Origin of the sequence: Pseudomonas sp. RG1 (genome assembly GCF_025910115.1) — a bacterium.
Taxonomy (GTDB): domain Bacteria; phylum Pseudomonadota; class Gammaproteobacteria; order Pseudomonadales; family Pseudomonadaceae; genus Aquipseudomonas; species Aquipseudomonas atacamensis.
Map to the genome: position 1 here is coordinate 390,443 of NZ_JAPCIK010000002.1, position 15,581 is coordinate 406,023.

Annotated in this window: 15 protein-coding genes; all 15 read left to right on the plus strand. The window is 60.2% G+C overall.

What is annotated here, in order from left to right; translation table 11 throughout:
• On the plus strand, positions 1-1,035 hold the full coding sequence (gene waaF / locus OK411_RS03395; RefSeq protein ID WP_136492368.1) for a lipopolysaccharide heptosyltransferase II: 1,035 nt from the start codon (positions 1-3) through the stop codon (positions 1,033-1,035).
• 1 nt (position 1,036) lies between these two features.
• Positions 1,037-2,098 (plus strand): lipopolysaccharide heptosyltransferase RfaC, encoded by a 1,062-nt coding sequence (gene rfaC, locus OK411_RS03400; RefSeq protein WP_217879201.1) that lies wholly within the window; start codon positions 1,037-1,039, stop codon positions 2,096-2,098.
• Complete coding sequence (locus OK411_RS03405; protein WP_125917475.1) at positions 2,098-3,219, plus strand: glycosyltransferase family 4 protein; 1,122 nt, start codon at positions 2,098-2,100, stop codon at positions 3,217-3,219. The genes rfaC and OK411_RS03405 overlap by 1 nt, the downstream gene beginning before the upstream one ends.
• Positions 3,219-4,025, plus strand: a complete 807-nt coding sequence (gene rfaP, locus OK411_RS03410) for a lipopolysaccharide core heptose(I) kinase RfaP (RefSeq protein WP_110644872.1) — start codon at positions 3,219-3,221, stop codon at positions 4,023-4,025. The genes OK411_RS03405 and rfaP overlap by 1 nt, the downstream gene beginning before the upstream one ends.
• Positions 4,025-4,759 (plus strand): lipopolysaccharide kinase InaA family protein, encoded by a 735-nt coding sequence (locus tag OK411_RS03415; RefSeq protein WP_130927050.1) that lies wholly within the window; start codon positions 4,025-4,027, stop codon positions 4,757-4,759. Before rfaP ends, OK411_RS03415 begins: the two co-directional genes overlap by 1 nt.
• A complete protein-coding gene (locus OK411_RS03420) occupies positions 4,756-5,508 on the plus strand; it encodes a lipopolysaccharide kinase InaA family protein (RefSeq protein ID WP_073471646.1) in 753 nt (250 codons plus the stop codon). The genes OK411_RS03415 and OK411_RS03420 overlap by 4 nt, the downstream gene beginning before the upstream one ends.
• Positions 5,508-6,959 carry a lipopolysaccharide kinase InaA family protein gene (locus OK411_RS03425; RefSeq protein ID WP_264364419.1) on the plus strand — a complete coding sequence of 484 codons (1,452 nt, stop codon included), beginning with the start codon at positions 5,508-5,510 and terminating at the stop codon, positions 6,957-6,959. Before OK411_RS03420 ends, OK411_RS03425 begins: the two co-directional genes overlap by 1 nt.
• A 180-nt stretch (positions 6,960-7,139) precedes the next feature.
• The gene (locus tag OK411_RS03430; protein WP_371699345.1) at positions 7,140-7,469 is read left to right on the plus strand and encodes a YceK/YidQ family lipoprotein; all 330 of its coding nucleotides are present in this window, start codon (positions 7,140-7,142) and stop codon (positions 7,467-7,469) included.
• 37 nt (positions 7,470-7,506) lie between these two features.
• Positions 7,507-8,316, plus strand: coding sequence for a DUF3800 domain-containing protein (locus tag OK411_RS03435; RefSeq protein ID WP_413694497.1), 810 nt, complete (start codon positions 7,507-7,509; stop codon positions 8,314-8,316).
• A 225-nt stretch (positions 8,317-8,541) separates the two neighbouring features.
• A complete protein-coding gene (locus tag OK411_RS03440) occupies positions 8,542-10,299 on the plus strand; it encodes a carbamoyltransferase (RefSeq protein ID WP_264364421.1) in 1,758 nt (585 codons plus the stop codon).
• On the plus strand, positions 10,283-11,413 hold the full coding sequence (locus OK411_RS03445; protein ID WP_264364422.1) for a glycosyltransferase: 1,131 nt from the start codon (positions 10,283-10,285) through the stop codon (positions 11,411-11,413). The genes OK411_RS03440 and OK411_RS03445 overlap by 17 nt, the downstream gene beginning before the upstream one ends.
• On the plus strand, positions 11,413-12,309 hold the full coding sequence (locus OK411_RS03450; RefSeq protein WP_125917479.1) for an antimicrobial resistance protein Mig-14: 897 nt from the start codon (positions 11,413-11,415) through the stop codon (positions 12,307-12,309). The genes OK411_RS03445 and OK411_RS03450 overlap by 1 nt, the downstream gene beginning before the upstream one ends.
• 8 nt (positions 12,310-12,317) lie before the next feature.
• A complete protein-coding gene (locus tag OK411_RS03455; protein WP_264364454.1) occupies positions 12,318-13,718 on the plus strand; it encodes a PIG-L family deacetylase in 1,401 nt (466 codons plus the stop codon).
• Between the two features lie 81 nt (positions 13,719-13,799).
• Positions 13,800-14,756, plus strand: coding sequence for a glycosyltransferase (locus OK411_RS03460; protein ID WP_110644878.1), 957 nt, complete (start codon positions 13,800-13,802; stop codon positions 14,754-14,756).
• A 54-nt stretch (positions 14,757-14,810) separates the two neighbouring features.
• Complete coding sequence (locus OK411_RS03465) at positions 14,811-15,572, plus strand: hypothetical protein (RefSeq protein ID WP_024011332.1); 762 nt, start codon at positions 14,811-14,813, stop codon at positions 15,570-15,572.
• Positions 15,573-15,581 lie beyond the last annotated feature (9 nt).

Below are 15,581 nucleotides of genomic sequence, written 5' to 3' on the forward strand. Positions count from 1 at the left end.
ATGAATATTCTGATCGTTGGGCCCAGTTGGGTCGGTGACATGGTGATGGCGCAGACACTGTTTCAGTGTCTCAAACAGCGCCACCCGCAATGCGCAATCGACGTGCTGGCGCCTGAATGGAGCCGGCCAATCCTCGAGCGCATGCCCGAAGTGCGCAAGGCCTTGAGCTTCCCGCTCGGCCACGGCGCGCTGGAACTGGCGACGCGCCGGCGCATCGGCAAATCTCTGCGCGGTCAGTACGATCAGGCGATCCTGCTGCCCAACTCGCTGAAATCGGCACTGGTGCCGTTTTTTGCCGGCATTCCGAAACGCACTGGCTGGCGCGGCGAGTTCCGCTATGGCCTGCTCAACGACGTGCGTACCCTCGACAAAGAACGCTACCCGCTGATGATCGAGCGTTTCATGGCGCTGGCCTATGAAGCGAACGACGAGCTGCCGAAGCCGTACCCGCGCCCGAGTCTGCAAATCGACCCGGTGACCCGCGAAGCGGCACTGGCCAAATTCGGCCTGACTCTCGATCGCCCGGTCCTGGCTTTGTGCCCCGGCGCCGAGTTCGGCGAATCCAAGCGCTGGCCGTCCGAGCACTACGCCAAGGTCGCCGAAGCGCGCATCCGCGAAGGCTGGCAGGTCTGGCTGTTCGGCTCGAAAAACGATCACGCGGTCGGCGAAGACATCCGCGCCCGGTTGATCCCGGGCCTGCGCGAAGAATCGGTCAACCTCAGCGGCGGCACTTCTTTGGCCGAGGCCATTGACCTACTGTCCTGCGCCGATTCCGTTGTGTCCAATGACTCCGGCCTGATGCACGTCGCTGCGGCATTGAATCGTCCGCTGGTCGCGGTGTACGGCTCGACCTCGCCGGGCTTCACCCCGCCGCTGGCCGAGCAGGTCGAAATCGTGCGCCTGGGCATCGAATGCAGCCCGTGCTTCGATCGAACTTGCCGGTTCGGCCATTACAACTGCCTGCGCCAGCTGATGCCGGACGCGGTCAACGATGCCTTGCAGAAGTTGCAGGGCTCCGTGGTCGAGGTTCATTAACTTGCGGGTATTGCTGATCAAGACTTCATCGCTGGGCGACGTGATTCACGCGTTGCCAGCGCTGACCGACGCCGCACGGGCGATCCCGGGCATCAAGTTCGACTGGGTGGTGGAAGAGGGCTTCGCCGAGATTCCGAGCTGGCACCCGGCGGTCGATAAAGTGATTCCGGTGGCGATCCGCCGCTGGCGCAAGAATTTGTGGAAAACCATCACCAGCGGCGAGTGGAAACGCTTCAAGCAAAGCGTGCGCGCCAATAAATACGATCTGGTGATCGACGCTCAAGGCCTGCTGAAAAGTGCCTGGCTGACCCGCTACGTCAAAGCCCCGGTGGCCGGCCTCGATAAAACCTCGGCCCGCGAGCCGATGGCTGCGCGCTTCTACGATCGCAAACTCGCCGTCGCCCGTGGTCAGCACGCCGTCGAGCGCGTACGCCAGTTATTCGCCATCGCTCTGGGTTACGACTTGCCCAAAGGCCTCGGCGATTACGGCCTCAACGTCGAGCGACTGGTCGAGTTGCCACGCAAGAACGCTTACGTGGTGTTCCTGCATGGCACCACTTGGGACACCAAGCACTGGCCGGAACTCTACTGGCGCGAGCTGACCGAGCGGGTCGGCTACCTCGGCGTTGGCGTGAAGCTGCCGTGGGGCAGCCCACAGGAAAAGGCCCGCGCCGAACGCATCGCCGCCGGCTTCAAGCACGCTGAGGTGCTGCCGAAACTCAATCTGGCTGGCGTTGGCAAAGTGCTCGCCGGCGCGCAGGCTTGCGTGGCGGTGGATACCGGGCTCGGCCATCTGGCCGCTGCGCTGGATGTGCCGACCATCTCGTTGTTCGGCCCGACCAACCCGGGCCTGACCGGCGCTTACGGCAAGCTGCAGATTCATCTGGCCAGCGACTTCCCGTGCGCGCCCTGCATGCAGAAAAAATGCACCTACCAACCGACCGAGCAGGATGCCCGTCAGTTTGACCTGAAACGCGAGCAGCCTTTGTGCTTCACGCGTGTGAACCCCGAGCGTGTCGCCAGCCGACTGAGCACGTTGTTAATGGCTAAGGAGCTGCGCTGATGCAATTGGCATTTGTCCTGTACAAATATTTCCCGTTCGGTGGCTTGCAGCGCGACTTCATGCGCATCGCCCTCGAATGCCAGAAACGCGGCCATCAGATTCGCGTCTACACGCTGATCTGGGAAGGCGACGTGCCGCCGGGTTTCGAGGTGCTGGTGGCGCCCGTCAAGGCGTTCTTCAATCACCGTCGCAATGAAAAGCTCAGCGCGTGGATGGCCGCGGATCTGGCCAAGCGTCCGGTCGATCGCCTGATCGGCTTCAACAAAATGCCGGGCCTGGACGTCTACTACGCCGCCGACGGCTGCTTTGAAGACAAGGCGCAGAACCTGCGCAACTCGCTGTATCGCCGCTGGGGTCGTTATCGCCACTTCGCTGAGTACGAGCGCGCGGTGTTCGCCAAGGACGCGAAGACCGAAGTGCTGATGATTTCCGAAGTGCAGCAACCGCTGTTCATCAAGTATTACGACACGCCGCTCGAGCGCTTCCACTTGCTGCCGCCGGGCATTGCCCAGGATCGTCGGCGGCCAGCGAATGCCGACGAGATTCGCACCGGTTTCCGCGCTGAATTCAATCTCAAGGACGACGAGTTGCTGCTGGTGCAGATCGGCTCCGGCTTCAAGACCAAGGGCGTCGATCGCAGCCTTAAGGCACTGGCCGCACTGCCCGCCGAATTGCGCAAACGCACCCGGCTGTTTGTAATCGGCCAGGATGACCCCAAATTGTTCCAGATGCAGAGTGCGACGCTGGGCCTGGGCGATAATGTGACCTTCCTCAAAGGGCGCAGCGATATCCCGCGTTTCCTGCTCGGCGCCGACCTGTTGATTCACCCGGCCTACAACGAAAACACTGGCACCGTGCTGCTTGAAGCGCTGGTGGCCGGTTTGCCGGTGTTGGTCAGCGCGGTCTGCGGTTACGCCCATTACATTGCCGAGGCCGATGCCGGGCGCGTGCTCGACGAGCCGTTCGAGCAGGCGCAGCTGACGCAATACCTGACCGAGATGTTGAGCAACGACGCTGCACGGGCGGCCTGGAGCCGTAACGGTCTGGCCTTCGCCGAGACGGCCGACCTCTACAGCATGCCGCAGCACGCGGCGGATGTGATTCTGGCGGAGCACGCTTAATGAAGTTGATGCTGGCTGAACCGTTCAAAAGCCTTTGGGCCGGACGCGACCCGTTCGCCGCAGTCGAAGGCTTGCAGGGCGAGGTATACCGCGAGCTGGAAGCGCGCCGGACATTGCGCACGGAAGTCGACGGCCATGGTTTTTTCGTCAAGATCCACCGTGGCATCGGTTGGGGCGAAATCTTCAAGAATCTGCTGACCGCCAAGCTGCCTGTGCTCGGCGCCGGGCAAGAGTGGAAGGCCATCCAGCGCCTTCAGGAAGTCGGCGTGCCGACCATGACCGCCGTCGCCTACGGCGAGAAGGGTGGCAACCCGGCGGATCAGCATTCGTTCATCGTCACCGAAGAGCTGGCGCCGACCATCAGCCTCGAAGACTTCAGCATTGACTGGGTCAAGCAGCCGCCGGAGCCAACACTCAAGCGCGCATTGATTGCCGAAGTCGCGCGGATGACCGGGATGATGCACCGCGCCGGGGTCAATCACCGCGACTGCTACATCTGCCATTTTCTGCTGCACACCGACAAACCGGTCACACCGCAGGATTTCAAACTCTCGGTGATCGATCTGCACCGTGCCCAAACCCGCGCGAAAATCACTCAGCGCTGGCGCAACAAGGATCTGGCGGCGCTGTACTTCTCGGCGTTGGACATCGGCCTTACCCGCCGCGACAAACTGCGTTTCCTCAAGGGCTACTTCCAGCAACCGCTGCGGCAGATTCTGGCAGAAGAGGCGCCACTGCTGAGCTGGCTGCAAGGCAAGGCCGACAAGCTCTACGCGCGCAAACAGCGTTACGGGGATGCGCTCTGATGGCGGGCTGGACACTGGAGCCGCAGTACGGCGAACTCGCGGAAGATTTCGGCAGCCTCGAAGCGGTGTTTGCGTTACAGGGCGAACGCCTGACCCGCGATCCGCTGTCGGAAGTCGTTCGGGTGCAGCGCGAAGGGGTCAATTACTACGTCAAACGCTACGTCGGCGCCGGTAAGGGCCTGCGCCGTTACCTCGGCAAGCCGCGGGTAAAAATGGAATGGCAGAACCTCAAGCGCTTCGCCAAGTGGGGCATCCCCACTGCCGAGGTGGTGGCCTGGGGCCTGGAGCGGCGCGGCGCGGCCTACGATCGGGGTGCGATGATCACCCGTGAGCTGCCCAATACCGAAGACCTCTCGGCGCTGGCCGAGCGCAAGGATCCCCGGCTCAAGGATCGCGCCTGGGTCGACGGTGTCAGCCAGCAATTGGCCGGTTACACCCGGACCATGCACGACCATCGGTTTACGCATAACGATTTGAAATGGCGCAACCTGCTGATCGACGATCAGGCGCGCATCTTCCTCATCGACTGCCCCAACGGCGAATTCTGGCGCGGCTTCTGGCTCAAGTACCGGATCACCAAGGACCTCGCCTGTCTCGACAAGCTGGCCAAATATCACCTGTCCAACACCCAGCGCCTGCGCTTCTACAAGCAGTATCGCCAGTGTGATCGGCTCGATGTCGCCGACAAGAAACGGATTCGCCACGTGGTGAGATTTTTTGAGGGGCGCGAATGACTGATTTTCTTGCCGAACAGGACCGCGCACTGCTGGAGCGCCACGGTCTCGGCAATTTCGACGCACTGTGGGCAAAACAGCTTGAAGCTGTGGATGAGCCCAACACTGCCGGTGGCGGCTGGAGCAGCGTGTTCCGCCTGGATCTTGAAGGCCAGGGCTATTACCTCAAGCGACAGAGCAATTACCTGACGCGGACCTTGCAGGCGCCGTTTGGCGAACCGAGCTTTGCCCGCGAATTTCGCAACATCAGCCGTTACCGCAAGTTGGGCATACCGGCATTGCAGGCGGCATTTTTCGGTGAGCGCAAGGTCGCTGGGGAAGTGCGCGCCATTCTGCTCACCCGCGCCCTGGATGGCTGGAGCGACCTGGATTCGTTGCTGGCGCGCTGGACGCAGCTCAGTGCCGCGCAGCATTCGGCCGTTCTCACCGCTTGCGGGCTGTTGGCGCGGCGGCTGCACGGTGCGCGTCAGGTGCATGGCTGTTTCTATCCCAAACATATTTTCCTGCGCGCCACCGGCGACGGCTATGAGGCGCAACTGATCGATCTGGAGAAAACCCGGCCGTTGCTGTTCGGCATGCGTGATCGGGTCAAGGATCTGGAGCCGTTGCAACGCCGAGCGCCGCAGTGGAGCGAGGCCGACTTGCGCCAATTGCTTGCGGCTTATCTCGACCAGCCGACTGACAGCTCGTTGCTCGACAGCTGGCTGACCCGACTGACAGCGCGGCGCAGCCACAAGGAGACCCGCTGATGCAATTGTCCGAGCTGGCCCGCTCCGGGCGCGCACCCACACTGCCATTGACCGTTACCCTGGCGGACGCCGCCGGTGCGGCGGATTTACAGTTGCTGAGCTTGCTGCGGGTGTTGCCCGGGCAGCGTTACGTTGGCGCAGGTGTCTGGCGCGGTCGGCCGGTGCTGGCCAAGTTATTGGTCGGCAGCAAAGCTGCGCGGCATTTTCAGCGTGAGCTGCAAGGCGTGCGCTTGCTCGCTGCGCAGGGCATGACCACGCCGCTGTTATTGGCCGATGGGCTGAAGGACGGCGAGGGTGGCTGGCTGCTGTTCGAATTTCTCAAGGGTTCCGAGAGCCTCGGTGATGCCTGGGCCGAGGTCGAGTCTCTGCCGGCGCTGGCCGATGAGCAGACCGCTGTTCTGGCCGAAGCACTGGATGCTATCGGTCGGATGCATGGCAAAGGACTCTGGCAGGAAGATCTGCACCTGGACAATCTGCTGCGTCACGGCGGTCAGTTGTACCTGATCGATGGCGCCGGCGTTCGTGCGGAAGCGGCGGGGCAGCCACTGTCCCGACAAAAAGTGCTGGAAAACCTCGGGGTGTTTTTCGCCCAGCTACCGAAGTCACTCGAGCCGTTCACCGAAGAGTTGCTGGTCTATTACCTGTTGAGCAACAGCGAACATGCGTTGCCGCTGGAGGCGTTGCAAAAACAGATCGACAAGGTGCGCAACTGGCGACTCAGGGATTACCTGATCAAGGTTGGCCGCGACTGCACGTTGTTCGCCGTGCAGCGCGGCGCATTTGCCCTGCGCGCCGTTCGCCGTGAAGAAGAAGCGGCCATGCTGCCGGTGCTTGAGCAGGCTGACGCCTTGCTTGATCAGGGGCACCTGTACAAGACCGGCGGCGCGGCCAGCGTCGGCAAAGTCGAGATAGCCGGGCGGGCTCTGGTTATCAAGCGCTACAACATCAAGAATTTTGCCCATTGGCTCAAACGCTTCTGGCGCCCGAGTCGGGCCTGGCATTCCTGGCGTGAGGGCAATCGCCTGGCGTTCCTTGGCATCGCCACGCCGAAACCGCTGGCGGTACTGGAAAAGCGTTTCCTTTGGCTGCGTCGCAGTGCCTATCTGGTGACCGAATTCCTGCCGGGACCAGACATCATCGAGCGCTTTGCACCCTACGTTGAGAGCGGCCAGGCGCCGGAAGCCGAGTTGCTGGCGCTTGATCAACTGTTTGCCCGATTGATCGCCGAGCGCATCAGTCATGGCGACTTCAAAGGCCACAACCTGTTCTGGCAGACGGATCGCTGGGCGCTGATCGACCTCGACTCGATGTGTCAGCACGCCTCGGTTGGCAGTTTCGCCCCGGCCTACGCCCGCGATCGCGCGCGGTTCATGCGCAACTGGCCTGAAAGCAGCGCGTTGTACCAAGTCATTGATCAGCGGTTGCCGAAAGAAGTCTCAAGCGCAGGGTGATTCCTTCTCACAAGCAGACTCGTTCTTGCAAAGGACCCGGTCCACTGCGAAACGGAGTCTGTGGGCAGTAACGGACAAAATACAGCGATCTGTCCTACAACTTCTCCAGAAGCCATGAACTGTGCCCTGCTCGGGCTCGATGCTAATTTGCCTGACGATCTCGGAGGGCGAATCTTGAGCATGAAAAAAATTCTGATGCTGGGCGTAATTTCTGTGGCGCTCTCAGGCTGTGGCAGTGTCTCGACCGTTTTACAGGGCGACGCCGATGCTGCCCGTGACCTGCGCAAAAAGAAGACCTACTGCCAATCGATTCCGCGCATCTACAGTGGCCTGGCCTTCGATTTTTGCACGCTGAATGCGCCGCCTGATCCTACGGGAATGCTGGCGCCCTTTGTGTTGCTTGATCTTCCTCTATCCGCCGTGTTCGATACCGTTTCCTTGCCCTATACGATTTACCGGCAAATCGAGGATGGCAATCTCAGTATCTATTGGCGTCCCAATCGCGGGTGACGTTGTGCAGTTTTCTCGTTTTGAAAATCGGGGCCAGGTGCGCGAGGTTCTTGAAGGCGTAGAGCCTCAGCACGCCGACGCGAGATACATTTATGTTGATGAAAGCGGTGATCACGGAATGCAGCGGTTGGATCCTTACTATCCGATTTTCGTACTCGCCTTTTGTGTGTTTCATAAGCGCCACTATTGCGAAAAGGTCATCCCAGCCGTTCAGAAGTTCAAGTTCAATCACATGGGACATGATCTGATCGGGCTGCATGAGCTTGAGATTAGAAAAGAAAAAGGTGCTTTCTCTAGTTTGTTTACCTCAAAGGCGCACAAGCATGCGTTTCTTGCCGAATTGACCAGCATCATTGAGGCCAGCAATTTTGTTTTGATCAGCTGTGTTATCGATAAGGCTCCACTCTGCGAGAAGCAGGGTTCTCTAGAGAATCCGTATCATCTGGCGCTCGGCTTCTGTCTTGAAACTTTGTACGATTTTTTATCTGAGAAGGGTCAGCACCGCGCATCAACACATGTGATTTTTGAACGCCGAGGAAAGCGGGAAGATAACGAGTTGGAGCTAGAGTTTCGCAGAATGTGCGGTGGTGCCAATCGAATGGGCGTGCAACTGCCGTTCGAAATAGTCTTCGCCACAAAGCAGGTCAATTCCACCGGCTTACAGCTGGCTGATCTTGTTGCGAGACCCATTGGTATGAGTGTTTTGAGGGCGGGTCAGGAAAATCGCGCTTTCGAAGTGCTCAAACGCAAGTTTTATTGCAGCGGTGGGCGCATGAACGCTGGAGAAGGTTTCGAAAATTGGGGCTTGAAGATTTTCCCGCCTCCAAAAAGCGAAAAGCCCCGGTGATCTCACCGAGGCATTAGCGCCGACCGGGATCCCCCAGTCCATTTGAGTTGGAGTCTATTGCGACGTCCAAACCCTGTCAACGTGGCGACTGCCTGTTCCTGCTAGAGGCTTGCGGGCGCTTTTACGCTATAATCCCGCCCTTTAGCTGCCGCTCGCCCTGTGCGAGGGCACATCAATTTTCAAGGCGCTTCGCGCCTGCATGCAGACTAAAGAGGCTAGACCCCTGTGGCATTGACGATTCTTGGCCTGTCCGGCGCCCTTAGCCATGATCCTTCCGCAGCCTTGTACATCGACGGCAAGCTGGTCGCGGCGGCTGAGGAAGAGCGCTTCGTACGCGATAAACATGCAAAGAACCGCATGCCCTACGAATCGGCGAAATTCTGCCTCGAGCAGGCCGGTATCAAACCTTCCGACGTTGACGTGGTGGCAATTCCATTCGCCCCGATCAGCCTGTTCGGCAAGGCCCGCTGGCACTACGCCAAGCGCTACTGGTACGCCCCGGATCGCGCTCTTGATGCGATCCTGATGGGCAACCGCCGCTACAAGCGCTATCGCAACAAGATCGTCTGGTGCCTCGAGCAACTGGGCTTCGATCCGAAGAAAATCAAGATCGAGCCGGTCGAACATCACTTGGCTCACGCCTCCAGCGCCTATCACTGCTCGGGTTTCAAAGAGAAAACCGCGATCCTCGGCATCGACGGCAAGGGTGAATACGCCACGACCTTCTTCGGCTACGGCGAAAACGGCAAGATCCACAAGATCAAGGAATTCTTCGACCCGGATTCCCTCGGTGGTTTGTACGGTGCGATCACTGAATTCCTCGGTTTCGAGATGCTCGACGGTGAGTTCAAGGTCATGGGCATGGCGCCGTACGGCGATGCCAGCAAATATGATTTCTCACGTCTGGCCTCGTTCGAGAATGGCGAACTGGTGATCAATACCGACTACGCCAACGTCATCGGCCTGCGTCGTTATAAAGAAAAGGGCAAAGGCTTCTACTTCTCGCCGAAGCTGATCGAGTGGCTGGGTCCGAAGCGCGAAGGCGACATCGCCGACGAGCCGTACATCCACTACGCCGCGAGCATGCAAGCGCTGTTCGAGAAGCTGGCGTTGCAGATGATCGACTACTACCTGGGCGACGTGCTCAAGGAAACCGGCAAACTGGCTTTCGCCGGTGGCTGTGCGTTGAACGTCAAGCTGAATCAGAAAATCATCGCCCGTGACGACATCAAGGAGCTGTTCGTACAGCCTGCGTCCGGCGATGCCGGCACCGCGGTCGGCGCTGCCGCTTACGTGTCGCACGCCCGTGGCGTGCCGGTCGAGAAGATGGAACACGTCTACCTTGGTCCGTCGTACAGCAACGAGGACGTGATTGCCGCCTGCGCCCGTCACGAGAACAAGCCGACCTGGCGCAAGCTCGACAACATGCCGCAAGAGATTGCCAAAATCATGGTTGAGGGCAATCCGGTGGCCTGGTTCCAGGGCCGGATGGAATTCGGCCCGCGCGCATTGGGTGGTCGTTCGATCATCGGGTGCCCGAGCATTCCCGGTGTGGCTGATCGAATCAACCACCAGATCAAGTTCCGCGAGCGCTGGAGGCCTTTCTGCCCGTCGATGCTCGACACCGTCGCGCCGCATATGATCAAGATCGATCACCCGGCGCCGTTCATGACTTTCACCTTCGAAGTCGCCGAAGAATGGAAAACCCGCGTGCCGGAAGTTGTCCATGAAGACGGCACCTCCCGCGCCCAGGTGCTCAAGCGTGAATACAATCCGCGCTACTACGACATGATGAAGGCGCTGGAAAACCTCACCGGCAATGGCGTGTCGCTGAACACTTCGCTCAATCGCCGTGGCGAGCCGATGATCTGCTCGCCGACCGACGCGCTGAACATGTTTTTCGGCTCTGACCTGCAATATCTGATCATGGAAGACATTCTGGTGGTCAAAGAGGGCGCGAACGCTTATGACTCGCTCGGCTGAACGCCATGTGCTGCAGTTCTGTCACGGCTATGACGGGCCGTTCCTGGACTGCGCACGGCAGTACGCCAGCCTGTTCGCCGGCACCAGCTATCGGGTGACCACGGTGTTTCTGACCGGGGCCGCCGATAGCGAGGTGGCCGCAGCGTGCGCTTCCGATGAAGTGTTGTTCATGGAGTACAGTTCCAAGGCCATTCGGGGCCTGAAACTGGGGGCTATCGGCGATCTGCGCAAGATCGTCGCCTCACGCAATTTCAGTCTTTGCATCGCCCATCGCTTCAAGCCGATCTATATCGCCTTGCTCGGCACATCGCTGCCAGTGATTGGTGTGCACCACGCATTCGGCGATTACCAGCGTGGCACGCGCAAGCTCTTCGCACATATTTTCCGCAAGCGCCTGAGCCTGCTCGGAGTGTCGGATGCGGTGCGCGACGACATGCGGCGCTGCCTGCCGAAATGGCCGGCAAGCCGAATCCAGACGTTGTACAACCGCATCGATGTGCCTGCACTGCAAGCCCGTCAGGTACCTTCCGAAGAAGCGCGGCAGATCCTCGGGCTGTCGCCGCATGCCTGGATCGTCGGCAACGTCGGCCGCCTGCACCCGGACAAGGATCAGGCCACGTTGCTGCGCGGGTTTGCCCAGGCGCTGCCAGGCCTGCCGGACAACAGTCAGCTGGCCATTCTCGGCAGCGGTCGTCTGGAGCAGGATCTCAAGGCGCTGGCGCGGGAGCTGGGGATTGCCGATCGAGTGCTGTTTCTCGGTCAGGTGCCTGATGCGCGCAACTACTTTCGCGCCTTCGATGTATTTGCCCTGAGCTCCGATCACGAGCCGTTCGGCATGGTGCTGCTGGAGGCCATGGCCGCCGGCTTACCGTTGCTGGCCACCGCGTGCGGCGGGGCGAAGGAAGTGGTGGAGGGGGTGGGCATTCTGTTTCCACTCGGCGATGCGGAACATCTGGCTCAAGGGCTGCAACACCTGGCCGCGATGGATGAGCCGCAGCGTCGTCAATGTGCACAGATGATGCTCGAGCGACTGCATGAGCATTTCTCCGACCGTGCAGTGCGCGAGACCTTCTGGCGCCTGCCGCCAGTTACCGATCTGGCAACGAGGGGCTGATGCTCAACCGATTTCAAGGCTGGCGCGAACGTGGCTGGTCGCCCGTTGACGCCTCGACCTACGCCACTGCCTGGCAACGTTATGGCGGCAGTGTCGCGACACATCCGCTGGTCATCGAGCGCCTGGCCGACCTGGCCGGGATCCCGGTGCGTTATCTGGCCTGGCAGCAGCAAGGCGAGGTCAAAGCCGCCATCGCTACCTGGGGGCGCGACCTGGCTCTGTCCAAGGACGTGCTCAAACGCAACGGCAAGAAAGGCCTGTTCGACCTCGGCAATGCCGAGCTGATTCTGCCGGCCGCCGTCGATGCTCAGGCACCGCTGCGTCATCGGGCGCGCTATTTGTCGGCGCTCAACGAAAGCCGTTTCAGTGGCCTGAAGTTGCAGGCTGAACAACTGGCCATGGCCCGCACACCGGAAGAACTGTCGAAAAAGTTTCGCTACAACCAGCGTCGAGAGCTGCGTTTGCTGGAGGAAGCGGGCGGTGTGGTGCGAGCGGTCAGCGAGTTTTCCAGCGTCGAGCTGGCCGCGATGTACTGCGATCTGTTTCAGCGCCGCTGGGGTTTTCCGGCGACGGGTGCGGCGCGCATGGCCGAGGTCATCGAGTTGCTGCGCGACTTGCTGATCGGCTCGGTCATTTTCCTCAACGATGCGCCGATTGCGATTCAATTGGTCTACCGCGTTGAGGCGGCAGAATGGATCAGTGTCGAATACGTGAATGGCGGCGTGGATCCCGAAACCCGCGAGTTCAGCCCCGGCAGCGTGCTGAGCTTTCTCAATACGCAAAGCGCCTGGGAACACGCACGGGCACTCGGCAAGCCGCTGCGTTTTTCATTCGGGCGCGCTGATCGTGAATACAAGGACCGCTGGTGCAACCCTGTGCCGGTGTTCACCGTATGAGCCAGACCATGAGCCGCAAACAGCAATTGCTCAAGCGCCATCGACGCAACAAGCGCGTGGCTATGTTGGTCGCGCTGGCCGCCATCATCGCGCTAAGCGTGCTGGTCGCCTGGTGGCTGGCGCCGGTGTTGCTGATCGGCGGCTGGATCGCCCATGAAGCGTGGTTTGCCGATCATCTGTTCTACGCCCCGAGCGACGATTATCAGTACAGCTTCCCGCCCTATACGCCGCAGCCGAAGGTTCATCTGCACGGCGAGCAGTTGCGTCTGGATGAAGGTGTGATGCTGGCCGATGACGCTACGCTGATCCTCGCGGTGCGAGTCAAAAGCACCTGGCTGGGGCGCTTTCTCGATCCTTGTATCGCGTTGTCGGGCGGCGCCAATCCTGACGTGCAAACATTTGAGCGCGGTGTCGGCGGCCTGCGCTATCTGAACCTCAGCGGTCAGGCGCAAGCATTGTCCGAAGGAGTATTGCGTCTGCGTGGCCGTTTCTGTCGAGTGTCGGGCGAGCCGGTGCTGTGGGCGCTGGAACACGCTGATTATCGTCGCCAGCGGGTCATGGTCATTGCCCCTCACGCGGATGATGCGGAGCTGGCGGCGTTCGGCTTGTACAGTCAGGCCGATGAAGCCTGGATCGTTACCCTGACTGCTGGTGAAATCGAGGCCGAACACTATCAGCAGATGGGCATGAGCAAGGTCGAAGCCGCGCGGCTGAAGGGACGTTTGCGCGCCTGGGACAGCCTCACCGTGCCGCAATGGGCCGGTGTCCCCCAGGAACGCTGCGTGCAGTTCGGGTATTTCTGCCTGCAACTGGCCGCGATGCGTGACAACCCGAATCAACCGGTGGGCTCGCGCGAAGCGGACTTGAGCGATACCCGCCTGTTCCGTCAATTCAATCCATTTGTGCTCCCGGGGGACGCCGATGGCGCGCCGACCTGGAACAATCTGCTGGCCGATCTGCGCGAAACGATGCTGCGCGCTCGTCCGGACGTCATCGTGCTGCCGCATCCGGCGCTCGACCCGCATCCTGACCACATCTGCGCACAGCAGGCTGTGCTTGAAGTGTTGAAAGGTCTGGACTGGCAGCCGACACTGCTCGGTTATGCCAACCACCTGCACGATAACGACCGGTGGCCGATGGGTAATAGTGGTGATGGCGTGGCTCTGCCGCCAGCCTTTGATGCTGGCGTGCCGGTGCAGCCTGTATGCCTGGCGTTGTCCGCAGAGCAGCAGCGTGACAAAGCCATGGCCCTGGGCATGATGCATGACTTGCAGCCGCCTGCGCCGTTCAAGCGTCGCTTGCGTCGCAGCCTGCAGCGATTGCTGGCTGGGCGCTCCGGTTCGCCTTATGGCGAAAACGAATTTTTCCGCAAGGCGGTTCGGCGACATGAACTGTTCTGGCGTTTGTAACGACACAGGCGCCCGCGCAAGACTTTCTTGCGTGCGGGCATGTTCAGGTTTGCTCGGGTTGCTGTTGCGGCAAGGAAGACAATGAAAGTTCTATTTCTGGTGCAGAAAGATCAACGGGCCATTCTCGATCGGTTGTACGAGGGTGTCGCCGCCCATTGTGAGTGCGATCTGCGCTGGTTGAGCGGTGACGAGCAGCGCAATCTGCGTCGATACTTTCGCCGCGAAGTAGACGTTTCGCGCTATGACCGCATCGTGTTTTTCTTGCGCTTCAAGCAGGAGATCCGTCAGGTCGGATTTATTCGCACCATCCCCAATCTGGTGATTCTGGAGCACGACGCCTATCAGAATTACATTCCCTGCAAGTACACCGGCAAGTTCAGTGCGCACTATCGGCGTTTGCCGTGGGCACGCGTGATCAGTTCCGGTTTCGTGGTGGCCGAGCGCCTGCGCTCGGAGGGCTTCGACGCCGTGTTCGTGCCCAAGGGCTACGATCAGACGCAATTGCAGGACCAGAGGCGCGAGAGGGATATCGAACTTGCCTTCGTCGGCAGTACCAACAGTGTGGCCTACAGCGGTCGCAAGGCACTGCTGGATGAATTGGGCCAGGTCGAGCCGCTGCTGGTGACGCGGACCAAGTCCGGGGCTGAATACCTGGAAACGCTCAACCGTATCCGCTTTTTTGTCAGCGCGGACGTGGGCATGGGCGAGTTCATGATCAAGAACTTCGAAGCCATGGCTTGCGGCTGCGTCCTGCTGGCCTATGATCAAGGCGCCGCCGAAGCTGCGGCGCTGGGTTTGCAGGACATGCACAACGTGGTGTTCTATCAGACGATCGCGCAGTTGCAGGAAAAGCTGGCCACGCTGCGCGAGGATCCGCAACTGGCGCAACGCATCGCTGACAACGGTCGCGAACTGGCGGTGGAGCAGTTCAGCTTCGCGCGGATCGGTCAGCGCATCGTTGAAGAGCTGGAGCCACCGCTGCGTGAGCGGGCGCCGCTGAGTCTGCTGGAAAAAATCCGCCTGAAAGTGGGCATTTGACAAGTGTTATATAGCCAGTGATATTGCTGGCGACTTCTGATTAACGAGATTTCGGTGCAATTTTCCAAAGAAAGCCAGATTACATTGGTGGTTACCAGCTGCGGTCGACTCGATCTGCTCAAGGCCACTCTCGATAGCTTCGACCGGTACAACACGGCACCCATTCGTGAAGTGTTCATCACCGAAGATGCCGGCGACGAAGGCGTTGCCGGGATTCTGCCTGCCCACTGGAAAGAGCATTGCACGATCTTCGTCAATCGTCCGAAGCTGGGCCAGTTGGCATCGATCGACCTGGCCTACGGGCAGGTCAGCACACCCTATATCTTTCATTGCGAAGACGACTGGGAGTTCTACCGTCCAGGGTTCGTGGAAGACTCGATGACCGTTCTGCAGGCCCGGCCGGAAATTCTGCAGATCTGGTTGCGCAGCTATAATCACGATCTGCGGGTTCACAGCCCTTACATCCATTTGGGCGCGCGCGAGATTGTCGATGGCGTTGCGTGTTATCCGCTGATTTCCGACAAGCCGGAGTGGCAGGGGTTCTCGCTGAACCCTGGGTTGCGTCGACTCGAGGACTATCGGTTGTGTGCGCCTTTCGCCGGCCATGGTGGCGAGAAGGCCTTGTCACAGCGCTACTCACAACTGAACAGGGACGCCTTGATACTCGAGGCAGACGCGGTCATGCACACCGGTTTCGGTCTGCATGTGCAAACGGATGTCGAGCGTGAACGCAAAGCGCGCCGCAATCGCCGCGAACAGATCAAATTTGCCTTGTTTCTGTTGCTGGGAGTCTGCATTGGCTGGTTCATCAACTGAGTTCGAGTA